Raw genomic sequence first — 12,293 nt, forward strand, 5'->3', positions numbered from 1 at the left:
TGAACTCCTTTTATTAAAAATATATATTTAGTTTCGCGTTATAATTTGATTAATGTATCTTATTGTCAAATTCTTTAATTAGGGTATGGGCATATTCCCAGTCATTTTTGTCGTCTATTTCTGTCCATTTTAACCCGTTAGTGTAAAAATATTCAATTCTAGATTTTTTACTGAGGTCTTTATAAGCTAAATCATAATAATTTTGGACGTCTCCTGCAATTAAACCTTCTAAAATAGAATTAAACATGGATAAATCATTTTTAGATACTTTTGAGACCCCTATAAATTCTCCGGAGGCCATATTGATATTTATTCCTTTTCCAATTTCCATTATTACGTTATCTTCAATCCGTATCTTGAAAGATTCTTCATTTAACTGTTTATAGTTATCCACTACAAGGGCAGTTTCGTTGATCGCAAGCAGACCTGAAATTATACGTTCATCCACAACATTATCCCCATTGATGATTAATACATCTTCATTTAGCTGCTTGGTCGCCAAACTAACAGAACAAGAGGTATTTGTTTGGGAATATCTTTTATTTTCAATGGTAGATATCTTAACCTGGTATTTGCTTTCTAAATACTCAATTTTTTCAATTACCCTTTCTTTTTTGTGACCTAAAACTATAATGAATTCGTTAACGCCACTGGAAGTACAGTTTATAATCATGCGTTCCAGTAAACTCTTATCATCGATTTCAAGCAGGGGTTTGGGAATATCCCTGGTTAATGGCATCAATCTAGTCCCTGTTCCTGCTGCTAATATTACTGCTATCATAAAATCACCTAACTATTTACTATTAGTGTATTTTAATAAAAATTTTGTAAAATATTGAATTTAGCATTCCATTTTATCCCATAGTTTCTTAAAAGCTATTTTTGGAGGTATAGATTCTACTATAATGTCATATACAAAATCAACAATTGCACTGTCTACGGAAGTCTCATCACACAGCGCTTTTATGGCCATTATGGAGTTTTTACCTTCAAATATTATTCCTGAAGCTTTTTCATCTACAACTATCCTTTGACCATATAACATCCCTAAAGTGTGGTTCCTACTTTCTCCAGATGTAGATGTTAAAACTACATCACCAAATCCACAGTAATCGTTAACTGTATCTCTTTTACCACCTAATGCTTCTATTAAGTCTTTAGTCTCATTAAATCCTTTCGTTAACACGGCATACCTTGCATTATCATTTAAATTCATTCCTTCACATATACCATAGGCAATTGCGTTTATATTCTTAATTACGCCGCAGCATTCTGTCCCGATTACATCTTTATTTAATTTAACTTTAAATTCATCAGTAGTTAATACTTTTTTAACCAGATCCAGGTGTTTTGGATCGTCAGAAGCTATATTGGCTACTGTAAACAGTGAAAGTGCAATTTCAGATGCAAAGTTAGGTCCAGATAATATAACTGGAAATCTATCAAAGTATTCTGCCACGATTTCACTCATAGTTTTTAATGAGGGATATTCTATCCCTTTAGCTGTACTTACGAGTATACAGTCTTTACAGATGAATTTAGATAACTCTTTTAGAGGAGATCTAATTCCAGATGATGGAACACATAAAAATACAATATCACAACTTTTAACATGGTTAAAATCATTAACAGGGATAATATTTTCTGCTAACTTTAAATTAGGATAATATTCTGTGTTATGTCTTGTTTTAGCTATTTCATCGACAACTTCTTTACGTCGGGCATATAAATAAACTGAATCTGCATTAACAGAGATAAGTTGCGCAATAGCTGTTCCGAGTCCACCCGCTCCAATGACTGAAACTTTTAAATCCATGAAATCACCTCAAATAATTGTCATTACTGGAATTAATAATATTAATTAACAATTTCTTTATAAAATCTAATATAATTAAACTAATTTAAATATTATTTTGAATTAAGACTATAATTCATGTATTTATTACTTTTCACCTTTGAATAATAAAAAACATAGAAAATTAATATCTAAAAAGTATTTAATAAGAATCTCAATTATTGGAGATATTTGGGGGCTTTAAAATAGATTAGTTATTTTTTAGATCAATATATCCTGTTTAAAACTTTTAATAATGATTTTTAATTGCCAAAATTTTGTATTATGGGAGTAACAATAAAACTAACGGTGGATGGGCAATATTGGATATTAACTCATATAAATTTCTTTTTTAATATTAAAATGAGTATTAAGCGATATTTATTAATAAGAGGTTCTGTTAATACACTGTAAGGGGATAATTGTGAGTGCAGTGATTCGTGATCTTAAATTTGATAATTTAAGGGGCTTAGCTATAATACTTGTAGTTTTTGGCCATTTTATCGGCAGCTGTTTAGTTGCTAATCGTTTTGTCGGTAGCGGTTTAGATTTGGCTTATACATCAATATACCTCTTTCATATGCCGTTATTCATATTTATCAGTGGTTATTTCTCTAAAATTGCTTCAGATACTAATGTGAAAGCTTTAAAAAATGTTTTTATACCATATTTATTATTTAACACATTGTGGATACTGTCTGTTTTTTTAATAGATGGAAATTTATCCAGAACCATGTATATAATACCTGGCTATGGATTGTGGTATTTATTAAGCCTTTTCTTCTGGAGAACCTTTTTACCGGCTGCAGATAGAATAAAATATATTTTCTGGTTTAGTATTTTATTAGCATTATTTATAGGGGTTATTGATTTTAAATCAGACCTTTTATCAATTTCAAGGACTATATGTTTCTTCCCCGTATTTCTTTTCGGATACTACTTCAAAGATTTGAAAGAAAAATTTACATTTAATAAATATTTATCTACAGGGGCTTTTGTTGCATTAATTACTACAGCGACGTTATTTTTCGTTTTTAAATCAAATAAACTCATGATGTTGAAAACTTCCTATGTGGACATGCATATGGGAAATGCAGAGGGTATAATATTAAGACTTATAGTTATATCTGTTGGAATACTGTGTTGTATTCTTCTATTCAATATTATGACCTCTAAAAAAACATTTTTAACTAAAATGGGAAGAAATTCGTTGGCTATTTATATTTTACATTTGTATTTTGTAAGTTATCTGCCAGATATATTCAACTATTTAGGTTATAACTTCCTGTTTAAAAGTTACACTTTCTGTGTGGTTTATGTTGGTTTAGGAGCAACTATTGTCCTGTTTATCCTATCTCAAGATATAGTTAGCAGGGATATGAATGCATTGACAGACATTGCCGTAAAAATCTTAATAAAAGATGAATCTCAAGATAACAGTGAATTAATTCAAGGTAACATACGTAAATTTTTAGCCAGAATATTGAATTTAAATAGTATTTATAAGAGATGATGTTTAAGAATTAATTAGTTTAAAAGGAAATTTTTATGGATACCAAACTTTCAGTAGTAATACCTACTTTTAATGGAAAACAATTCCTCAAAACGTGTCTTAATTCCATTAAAAAGCAATCTTACTCGTTTTATGAGGTAATAATCATAGATAACGCGTCATCTGATGAAAGTGTAAGGTATATTCATGAAAATTATCCTGAATTCACTTTAATACAAAATAAAGAAAATTTGGGCTTCGCAGCCGCAGTTAATCAGGGAATAAAAAGATCATCTTCAGAATATATTTTTCTTTTAAATAATGATGTTGAACTGGAAGTAGATTCTATTTCAAATCTTTTAAAATGTATTGAAAAAGATGAACGTATATTTGCAGTCTCTTCCAAGATGATCCGCTACAACGATAGGCGTAAAATGGACGATGCTGGTGACGAATACACAATTTTTGGCTGGACAAAAAAAGTAGGTGATGGAAGATCTCCAGAGATTTATTCTCAAGAAAGAGAAACTTTCAGTGCCTGCGCTGGAGCTGCTCTTTATAGAAAAAGTATTTTAGATGAATTGGGCTGCTTTGATGAAAATTTCTTTGCATATATGGAAGATGTGGATATTGGCTATAGGGCAAGAATTAGAGGATATAAATGTGTTTATTGCCCTGATGCAGTTGTTTATCATTTTGGTAGCGGGACCAGCGGTAGTAAATATAATGAATTTAAAATCAGATTAGCTGCGAGGAATAATGTTTATGTCCCATATAAAAATATGCCGTGGCCTCAACTGGTATTAAATGGTATTTTTTTACTTGCAGGTTACTTCATAAAGTACATATTTTTCTTTAAAAAAGGGCAGGGCAGTATTTATTTAAATGGTCTAAAAGAGGGATTTAATTCTTTGGGGAAAATTGAAAAAACGAAATATGAAAATAAAAATATTATCAATTATTTGAAGATCGAATGGCTTTTAATTAAAAATACTGTAAAATTTATTTTTTTTTAATACAAAACTTTTTAATATACTATGAGAGTGTAAGATGCAGTATTTGATATGATCTGTAAGTATAAGTACATGTAAACTTAATTTTTTCAATAAAGTATAAAATTTTTACTAATTATATTTAACTGGATATTATTAATTATATTTATTATCAAACTTAATTTTTTCTAGATAATGTACTATTTTTTTATAAATATTGCATATTTTTTTAAATAAAAGATGTTTTTTTATTAAAAATATCATTAAATTTATTATTAAGTGAAAATTGTATAGTAAAGCTTATCTTTCTTATTTTAATATAATATTATAACCTCCTGAAATGTTAAATAACTTTTCAATCTAATAATCAAAAAATTAAATAAAGTATTAATTCAGATTGAATGTTTCAATTCTCAAGTAGAATATTTTATATAGAGGCGGAATTTATGGACTTATCTATAATAATAGTGAACTATTGTACCTATGATTTAACAAAACAAACTATAGAATCTGTAATCAACAAAAACCACCCTTTCAGTTATGAAATATACGTGGTGGACAATGCATCAGCTGACGGCAGTCTTGAAAATCTAAAAAAAGATTTTTACAAAGAATCAGAAACGGGTCTAATTAAATTTATTGCAAATGAAGAAAATAAAGGCTTTGCTCATGCAAACAATTTGGCCCTGAATCAAATATCTTCTAAATATGTGCTGTTACTTAATTCTGACACTATAGTTGTTGACGACTGCATTGAAAAATGCATAGACTACATGGAAAATGATAATAAATTAGGTGCAGTGGGATGTAAAGTTGTTTTACCAGACGGCACGTTGGATAAAGCATGTAGGAGAAGTTTTCCCGATTTCAATGTTTCATTTTATCGAATGACTGGATTGTCACACATTTTTCCAAAAAGTGAACGTTTTGGAAGGTATAACCTCACATATCTTGATGAAAATGAAACTTATGAAGTTGATTGTTTAGTTGGAGCTTTCATGCTGCTAAGATCTGCAGCCATCCGTCAAGTAGGGCTTCTAGATGAAGCATTTTTCATGTATGGGGAAGATATTGACTGGTGCTATAGAATTAAAGCAGCTGGCTGGAAAATAGTGTATTACAGTGATGCTGAAATAATTCATTACAAGGGAGCAAGCAGTAAACAAAAAAACAAGATCATATATGAGTTTTACAGGGCAATGTATATCTTTTACAACAAACATTACAAAGATGAATATTCTAGAATTATAACCGCAATCACATATACAGGAATATGGGGAATGTATGGATTAAAACTATCTTTAAACACATTAAAAATTAACTATGGCATGATTATGCCTAATAAAACTCCAAAAGAACCTGTTTCGCAACTATCTAAATAAGATATATTGGTGAATTGGTGAGGGAATGATCAGGCAAAATCAAAGATTTTTTAATCTGGCTCTAGTAATTATAGACCTAATGGTAATCGTATTTTCACTTGTATGTGCATGGTTTGTCCGCTTTCAGAGCAATTTATTTATTCATGAGCCTAATTTAGGTTTTGGGTACTATATGTTATCCCTTTTAGTCATTATACCATTATATATTTTATTATATTCTGTTTTTGGTTTATATACTCCTCAAAGGACTAAAAGCGTTAGATCACTGCCTGTAAATATCATTAAAGCAAATGTTATGGGATTATTAATGCTTGTAACGTTCCTTTTTATAATTGAACAAATTGATTACTCCAGGTATTTACTTGCATTATTTGCCTTATTCAGTACAGTATTTTCCAGTATTGAAAGAATCATATTTAGACAATCACTTCGGTTTATACGCAGCAAGGGTTTTAATATTAAATATATTTTAATGGTAGGGGGAGGAGTACTAGGTGAACAGGTTGCAACTAAACTCAATCAGCGTGAATATCTGGGATATAATATAATTGGATTTTTAGATGATAATATTGAAAAAGGACATAAGATTGCGAATTCTCAAGTAATAGGAAACATTGATGACTTATGTGATGTTATTTTAACAAACCAGATAGATAAGGTAATTATAACAATATCTCCAAGACATTCTGCTCTATTAGAATCTATAATAGATTTATGTGAAAGGTATGGTGTAAAAGCAGAAATTGTACCTGATTATTATAGGTACTTCCCTGCAAAACACTATATCGATATGATAGATGATATTCCAATTATAGATATTAGATACGTTCCTCTTGATAGTTCGTTTAAAAAAATTGTTAAAAGAATTTCAGATCTTTTATTTGCTATAACTGGCATTATACTTCTTTCGCCGGTTCTGATTTTAACAGCGGTTATAATAAAATTAAGTTCTCCGGGACCAGTTATATTTAAACAGGAAAGGATAGGGTTTAACAGGAGGAAATTTGTAATGTATAAGTTCCGTAGTATGAAGATTCAGGACGAAGAAGCAGAAAAAAATCAATGGACAGTTAAAGATGACCCCCGTACCACTAAATTTGGTTCATTTATCCGGAAAACAAGTATTGATGAACTTCCGCAGCTTTTTAACATATTAAAAGGAGATATGAGCTTAATAGGCCCTAGACCTGAGCGCCCTTATTTTGTAGAAAAGTTCCGCGAGGAAGTTCCAGATTACATGATTAAACATCATGTACGTCCTGGGATGAGTGGTTGGGCTCAAGTACATGGGTGGAGAGGAAATACTTCCATCAAAAAACGGATAGAATTTGATATCTATTATGTGGAAAACTGGACTTTAATTTTAGATATAAAAATATTTTTAATGACTTTAATCCAGGGTTTTGTCAATAAGAATGCTTATTAACTGATTTTTGATTGAAGTAATACATTTATTTATTACTAAAGATTATATGACATGAGTTACTACTACTATTTTTATTAATTCAAAGATAAATTGAAGGTTAAAATATGTCATGGAAAAAGAAAATTGCTATTATTATTCTACTTATTTTTATTGCAGGTATTTTATTTGTAGCTTATGAATATCAAACTACGTCTTCAGATCTAAATGTGCTGGAAGGGGATCATAACATACTTATTCTCTGTGCAGACCCTTCAGAAAAGAGGCCGGGTATTGGGGCTGTAGATATGGCTTTTGTAGTCCATACACATGATGGAAATATTGAAAATGTAACGCCAATATATCCTGGCGGTATGGCCCATCCAACTGCTTCACCTCCGGAGTATCTAAAGGAAACACAGGGTGTAACCAAGCTTTATCTCCATGATTCCCTATGGGATGCTAATGTAGAAACTGGAACTAAGCTAGCTCAAGAGATCGTTCAATACAATACTGGTTATAAAACAGATGTTGTTGTAGTGGTAACTCCTGATGCTATAGATGCGTTGATAAATGCTATTGGACCAATATATGTTAATGGCACAGATGTTACGGGTAGTTCTATAGCTTTCGTACGAAATGAACAGTATAATGAAAATATGAGTAGGGGTGAAGCTGTAAAATCTGTTATGAATCCTATGATAGATGCTATAAAGGATAAAAGTAAATTTTCTGCATTTTTACAGGCAGCTACTGCCCAATATGCCTTAGGAAACATAGTAGTTGTACCAAAAGATGCATTTGTAAAGATAGCTATTGCATATGGGTTTAAATCTTTACTTTAATTTGTTGAATTGAAAATCTTTAAAAAAAGTCCCTCAGAATCCCTTAAAATCTTCGATTTTGTAACTGCAAACACAACGTGTTCGCATGTTTCGTGGCTCCGAGACAAAGCTTGCGGGGCACTGTCAAAAATCGTAGATTTTTGACGCCTGCAAAAACCTTTGTTTTTGCGGCCGAGGAAATTTATTTCCTCCGGCATAGAAAAATGCTGTGCATTTTTCTCCAGCTTTGTTTCGCGCGTCCAAAGGACTTTTAGTCTTTTGATGTTTGCAAAACTTTTGGTTTTGCAACCGTAAAAAATCGTAGATTTTTTACATGCTCAAACGCTTTGCGTTTGATAGTCCCAAAAAAATCAAAGATTTTTTGGGGATTTTGACAGTTTTTTGAATGATACTCTTCTATTTTTTTTCAGAATTATATCTTTAATTTAGAGTATTGCATATTGGCATAATTATCACAAATAGAAACAATAAATTACCTGAAAATATTTAATATCGTTTAAAGTATAATCATAAATTATGCTTTGAAATTTATGTAAAAATCTGCTTAAATAGTAGTATTATTTGTGCAATACTACTAGTATTATATAATACGTTAACAAATTTAACTAATGTATAATAGTAAGGTGTTTTGATGTCATCAGACAGTAATAGGGGCAAGTCATTTGATCTAAATTTCTTTGAAAATCTAAAAAGATCAAATGATGACCATGGATATTTAATATGTCATAAATGTTATGGATATTATCCTCTTAAAGAAAATGAATCACCAGATGATTTTTTAGAATGTGAATGTGGTAGTGATCTGGAATTTTATGAAGATATTGATGATTTTATAAAGATCAAAGATTCAAAAGACTTAAATGGGGATAACTCTGGGACAGTGAACGGTAATTATGATGAACTGCAGGAAATAGAAAATGCCCTTAAAAGCAAATCTGAGAAGAGAAAAAAGTTTTTTGAAGATTTATCAATGCGTATTAAAATGCAGGAAGACATATTGGCTGAGATTAATTATGGAGAAAACGGACTATGGGATACACTTGAAGAAAAAACTTTAGATGAAAGCATCATTGAAACTGCTGCTGTAAATATGGTTGTACAGGAAAATAATTTTTTATCACATGTTAAAAAGCAGCGGTCAAGGGTAGAACATGCAGAAAGCCATTATTTTACAAAAATAAGTGCAACTTTATTTATTATAACTGCGTTTGTGCTTTTATTTTTATATGCAACGACTTAAAATCATGTTCTTTATTTTAAGTAATAGTTTAAAATTTAGAAAAGGGTTTAAACCCATAACGGATATAAAAACTAAAAAAAGTTTTAAACTTTTATTGCTTTTTCTACAGCTTCCAGTGTTTTTTGAATATCTTCATTATCATGCATGGATGATATGAAACAGCATTCAAACTGTGATGGTGGGATAAAAACTCCATTTTTAAGTAAAGTCTGGAAATACTGGTTGAACTTTTCAGTGTCTGCAGATTTAGCAGTGTCATAATCATATACTTCTTTATCTGTAAAGTATAACTGGAACATGGAGCTTAAACCAACTATTTTAAAGTTCAGATTATTATCAGAGAGTATATCTTGAATTCCAGTTCTTATCATCTTTCCTTTTCTTTTTGATTCTGCATAAAAATCATCATTAAGCTGGTTTAACATTGCAAGTCCTGCAGTAATTGACACGGGATTTCCATTAAATGTCCCTGCCTGATAAACAGTGCCCGCTGGAGCTATCATTTCCATAAACTCTTTTTTACCTGCTAAAGCACCGATAGGGAATCCTCCACCAAGAATTTTACCGAAAGTTACAAGATCTGGAGTTACTCCGAAATATTCTTGAGCTCCACCTTCAGCTATTCTAAAACCAGTGATAACTTCATCAAATATTAAGATAATATTATTTTGACCTGTTATTTGACGTAAAAATTTTAAATAGTCTTCTTTTGGGGGAATAAAACCTACATTTCCCATTATGGGTTCTACAATTATGGCTGCAATGTCATTTTTTTCTCTTTCTATTAAATCTACCACAGCTTCTTTATCGTTAAAAGGTATTAAAACTGTATTTTTTGTTGTATCTTCTGGCACGCCTGGTGAATCTGGCAATCCTGCAGCTCCAGAACCTGATTTTACGAGAACGTAATCATGTGCTCCGTGATAGGACCCTTCAAATTTGATGATCTTTTTTTTACCGGTGGCTGCTCTTGCGAGTCTTATTGCACTCATTGTTGCTTCTGTACCTGAATTTACAAACCGAACCATGTCGGCACATGGTACTTTTTTAATTACAAGTTTTGCAAGCTTAATTTCATTTTCTGTAGGAACACCATATGCTGAACCAATTTTAAGCTGTTCTGCAACTTTGCCCATTATTTTTTCGTTTGCATGACCTAAAACGAGAGGTCCATATGCGAGGCAGTAATCTATATATGAATTTCCATCAACATCTATTATTTTTGAACCTTTTGCTTCTTTTGCAAAGAAGGGATATGGTTTATAAGCTCTAACAGGAGAATCTACTCCTCCTGGAAGATAATTTTGGGCTTCTTTGAATAATTCTTCAGATTTCATATTTTTAACTCCTTATCTTGTTAGCTAACTTGGGTAAGTTTGAAATAATTAAATGTAATTTAGTTAGGGGTTTACATGTATGGTGTACTATTTAAACTAATTTTTCAAGTCCAATAAGCGAATTTGCAATGGCCACTGCAACTGGGGTCCCGCCTTTTGGCCCTTTGGTTATAATATGGGGTATTTTAGTTTTTGCAAGTGCTTCTTTAGATTCTGCAGCACCGACAAATCCGACTGGGGCCCCTGCAATGGATTTCGCTTTCATACCTTCATTTTCAACCAGATTTATAGCTTCAAAAAGTGCTGTGGGAGCGTTTCCAATTACAATAATCCCATCAAAACCCTCTTCATGTGCAACACGCATTGCAGCGGCTGCTCGAGTTATTTGTTCTTCTTTTGCAAGTTTAATGGCATCTTCATGGCTGATATAGCACTTTATTTCACCTTCATATTTATTTATTCCAACTTTGACCATATTTATGTCTGTAAGAATATCTTTCCTGGCTTTAATTGCTTTTATACTTTCATCTACAAAATCAGAAGATACTCTGCTGATATCTGCATATTCAGGATCTGCTGTAGAATGAACTATTCTCTCAACTATCCTTTGCTCGGCTGGAGAAAGATCTTTTATTTTATCTGCAATTAATGATCTTACTATTTCTCTACTTTTAGAGGCTATATCATAGCCCTGTTTTGTTGATGCACCCATGAAAATAGAATCGTTACCCATTTTTTCACATCTTAGATTTTTAATTTTAATTGTTACTATATTTAAAGAGGACATAGGATATAAATCTGCAATATCTAATTCAATATCTCTTACGCTCATGTCTATGACACGCACATGAATTATACATGTTTGTAATTTTAATAAGGAATTATCTTTAAACATGTAATTCAACCATATCGCATGAAAATTATATTATTTTATAATTACATTATTTGCACAACTTCTACACATGAGCGTTTCTCAATTTTTTAATTGGTGATGAGAATTTATATTTTTTTGCAGTTTGCATCTGGGTTATACATAATCTCAATTTCTGATTTTGATATTTTGAATTTTATTTATAATTTAATTTCCAATTTTTTTAGGGGTTAATTGTTATAACACTGTCAACAGTAAATTACGCAAGACATCCCTCTTTAATTTGATGATTTTACACAAAGTTTTTATAATATAAATATATAATAGTTGCCTAAGCAACGATTATGAGGTATTTCATGGAAAAAAATGAATTAATTGATTTGGATGACTTTTTGATCTACCAGATCTATGGATCTGCGCGTTTGTTACGATTTCAACTTCAAAAGTTGTTAGATGAGAACGAACCTAATTTCACACCAGAACAGGCATTTTTACTCTATAAATTGTATATGAATGATGGCCAATCACAGAGACAGCTTGCAGACAAAATTCTCAATGATTATCCCAATATAACCCGCCTTATTGACAAGCTGGAAAAGAAGGGATATGTACGCCGAGAAGTCGATGAGAATGATCGCAGGATCTTTAAAGTTTACATGTCCGAGGAGGGTAAATCTCGTTTTAATAGTTTTATTCCTTTGATAATGCATCAAAGAGGAAAGTTACTGGAGAATGTCAGTTCTGATGAAGAAAAAATAGTTAAAGATGTATTAAAGCGTATAGAACAAAATGTACAGAAATATTCTATGTAATTTTCCAGTTTAAATTTATCCTCCAATAATTGCTTTAGCAACTATTACTAAAGCAATTATTATTTGAGTAATTAAAAGGAAAAGTT

Annotated in this window: 12 protein-coding genes; 7 read left to right on the forward strand and 5 right to left on the reverse strand. The window is 31.0% G+C overall.

Annotated elements, in window-relative coordinates; genetic code table 11:
• Positions 1 to 49 precede the first annotated feature (49 nt).
• Positions 50 to 781 carry a phosphocholine cytidylyltransferase family protein gene (locus ASJ80_RS02735; protein WP_095651950.1) on the reverse strand — a complete coding sequence of 244 codons (732 nt, stop codon included), beginning with the start codon at positions 779 to 781 and terminating at the stop codon, positions 50 to 52.
• A 60-nt stretch (positions 782 to 841) separates the two neighbouring features.
• Complete coding sequence (locus ASJ80_RS02740) at positions 842 to 1,816, reverse strand: NAD(P)H-dependent glycerol-3-phosphate dehydrogenase (RefSeq protein WP_095651951.1); 975 nt, start codon at positions 1,814 to 1,816, stop codon at positions 842 to 844.
• A 442-nt stretch (positions 1,817 to 2,258) separates the two neighbouring features.
• On the opposite strand from ASJ80_RS02740, the gene ASJ80_RS02745 reads away from it, so the two are divergent.
• The 5 genes from ASJ80_RS02745 to ASJ80_RS02765 all read left to right on the forward strand — a co-directional run bounded on the left by ASJ80_RS02745 (position 2,259) and on the right by ASJ80_RS02765 (position 7,947).
• Positions 2,259 to 3,347 carry an acyltransferase family protein gene (locus ASJ80_RS02745; protein ID WP_179288729.1) on the forward strand — a complete coding sequence of 363 codons (1,089 nt, stop codon included), beginning with the start codon at positions 2,259 to 2,261 and terminating at the stop codon, positions 3,345 to 3,347.
• A gap of 35 nt (positions 3,348 to 3,382) precedes the next feature.
• Positions 3,383 to 4,342, forward strand: a complete 960-nt coding sequence (locus tag ASJ80_RS02750; RefSeq protein WP_095651953.1) for a glycosyltransferase family 2 protein — start codon at positions 3,383 to 3,385, stop codon at positions 4,340 to 4,342.
• A 422-nt stretch (positions 4,343 to 4,764) separates the two neighbouring features.
• Entirely contained in the window at positions 4,765 to 5,700 is a 936-nt protein-coding gene (locus tag ASJ80_RS02755; protein WP_095651954.1) for a glycosyltransferase family 2 protein, read from the forward strand.
• A gap of 25 nt (positions 5,701 to 5,725) precedes the next feature.
• A complete protein-coding gene (locus ASJ80_RS02760) occupies positions 5,726 to 7,126 on the forward strand; it encodes an undecaprenyl-phosphate glucose phosphotransferase (RefSeq protein WP_095651955.1) in 1,401 nt (466 codons plus the stop codon).
• Positions 7,127 to 7,230: 104 nt separating this feature from the next.
• Positions 7,231 to 7,947: a DUF4012 domain-containing protein gene (locus ASJ80_RS02765; protein ID WP_095651956.1), complete on the forward strand. Its 717-nt coding sequence runs from the start codon at positions 7,231 to 7,233 to the stop codon at positions 7,945 to 7,947.
• On the opposite strand, the gene ASJ80_RS02770 is transcribed toward ASJ80_RS02765, so the two are convergent.
• Positions 7,944 to 8,144 (reverse strand): hypothetical protein, encoded by a 201-nt coding sequence (locus tag ASJ80_RS02770; protein ID WP_095651957.1) that lies wholly within the window; start codon positions 8,142 to 8,144, stop codon positions 7,944 to 7,946. The genes ASJ80_RS02765 and ASJ80_RS02770 overlap by 4 nt on opposite strands.
• A gap of 434 nt (positions 8,145 to 8,578) precedes the next feature.
• On the opposite strand from ASJ80_RS02770, the gene ASJ80_RS02775 reads away from it, so the two are divergent.
• Positions 8,579 to 9,187 (forward strand): hypothetical protein, encoded by a 609-nt coding sequence (locus tag ASJ80_RS02775; protein WP_095651958.1) that lies wholly within the window; start codon positions 8,579 to 8,581, stop codon positions 9,185 to 9,187.
• A gap of 83 nt (positions 9,188 to 9,270) precedes the next feature.
• Here ASJ80_RS02775 and hemL read toward each other — a convergent pair whose 3' ends face one another.
• Positions 9,271 to 10,524 carry a glutamate-1-semialdehyde 2,1-aminomutase gene (gene hemL / locus ASJ80_RS02780; protein WP_069582677.1) on the reverse strand — a complete coding sequence of 418 codons (1,254 nt, stop codon included), beginning with the start codon at positions 10,522 to 10,524 and terminating at the stop codon, positions 9,271 to 9,273.
• 91 nt (positions 10,525 to 10,615) lie between these two features.
• On the reverse strand, positions 10,616 to 11,257 hold the full coding sequence (locus tag ASJ80_RS02785) for a cobalt-precorrin-8 methylmutase (RefSeq protein WP_069582703.1): 642 nt from the start codon (positions 11,255 to 11,257) through the stop codon (positions 10,616 to 10,618).
• Positions 11,258 to 11,751: 494 nt separating this feature from the next.
• Between ASJ80_RS02785 and ASJ80_RS02790 the strand changes: the two genes are divergently transcribed.
• On the forward strand, positions 11,752 to 12,207 hold the full coding sequence (locus tag ASJ80_RS02790) for a MarR family winged helix-turn-helix transcriptional regulator (RefSeq protein WP_069582676.1): 456 nt from the start codon (positions 11,752 to 11,754) through the stop codon (positions 12,205 to 12,207).
• The last annotated feature ends 86 nt before the right edge of the window (positions 12,208 to 12,293 follow it).

Source organism: Methanobacterium bryantii, assembly GCF_002287175.1.
Lineage (GTDB): Archaea > Methanobacteriota > Methanobacteria > Methanobacteriales > Methanobacteriaceae > Methanobacterium_D > Methanobacterium_D bryantii.

What these genes read in the sequence shown, in the direction of transcription:
- ASJ80_RS02735 (WP_095651950.1), bottom strand. Translation starts at nt 781, where the DNA reads ATGATAGCAGTAATATTAGCAGCAGGAACAGGGACTAGATTGATGCCA.
- ASJ80_RS02740 (WP_095651951.1), bottom strand. Translation starts at nt 1,816, where the DNA reads ATGGATTTAAAAGTTTCAGTCATTGGAGCGGGTGGACTCGGAACAGCT.
- ASJ80_RS02750 (WP_095651953.1), top strand. Translation starts at nt 3,383, where the DNA reads ATGGATACCAAACTTTCAGTAGTAATACCTACTTTTAATGGAAAACAA.
- ASJ80_RS02755 (WP_095651954.1), top strand. Translation starts at nt 4,765, where the DNA reads ATGGACTTATCTATAATAATAGTGAACTATTGTACCTATGATTTAACA.
- ASJ80_RS02760 (WP_095651955.1), top strand. Translation starts at nt 5,726, where the DNA reads ATGATCAGGCAAAATCAAAGATTTTTTAATCTGGCTCTAGTAATTATA.
- ASJ80_RS02765 (WP_095651956.1), top strand. Translation starts at nt 7,231, where the DNA reads ATGTCATGGAAAAAGAAAATTGCTATTATTATTCTACTTATTTTTATT.
- ASJ80_RS02770 (WP_095651957.1), bottom strand. Translation starts at nt 8,144, where the DNA reads ATGCCGGAGGAAATAAATTTCCTCGGCCGCAAAAACAAAGGTTTTTGC.
- ASJ80_RS02775 (WP_095651958.1), top strand. Translation starts at nt 8,579, where the DNA reads ATGTCATCAGACAGTAATAGGGGCAAGTCATTTGATCTAAATTTCTTT.
- hemL (WP_069582677.1), bottom strand. Translation starts at nt 10,524, where the DNA reads ATGAAATCTGAAGAATTATTCAAAGAAGCCCAAAATTATCTTCCAGGA.
- ASJ80_RS02785 (WP_069582703.1), bottom strand. Translation starts at nt 11,257, where the DNA reads ATGGGTAACGATTCTATTTTCATGGGTGCATCAACAAAACAGGGCTAT.
- ASJ80_RS02790 (WP_069582676.1), top strand. Translation starts at nt 11,752, where the DNA reads ATGGAAAAAAATGAATTAATTGATTTGGATGACTTTTTGATCTACCAG.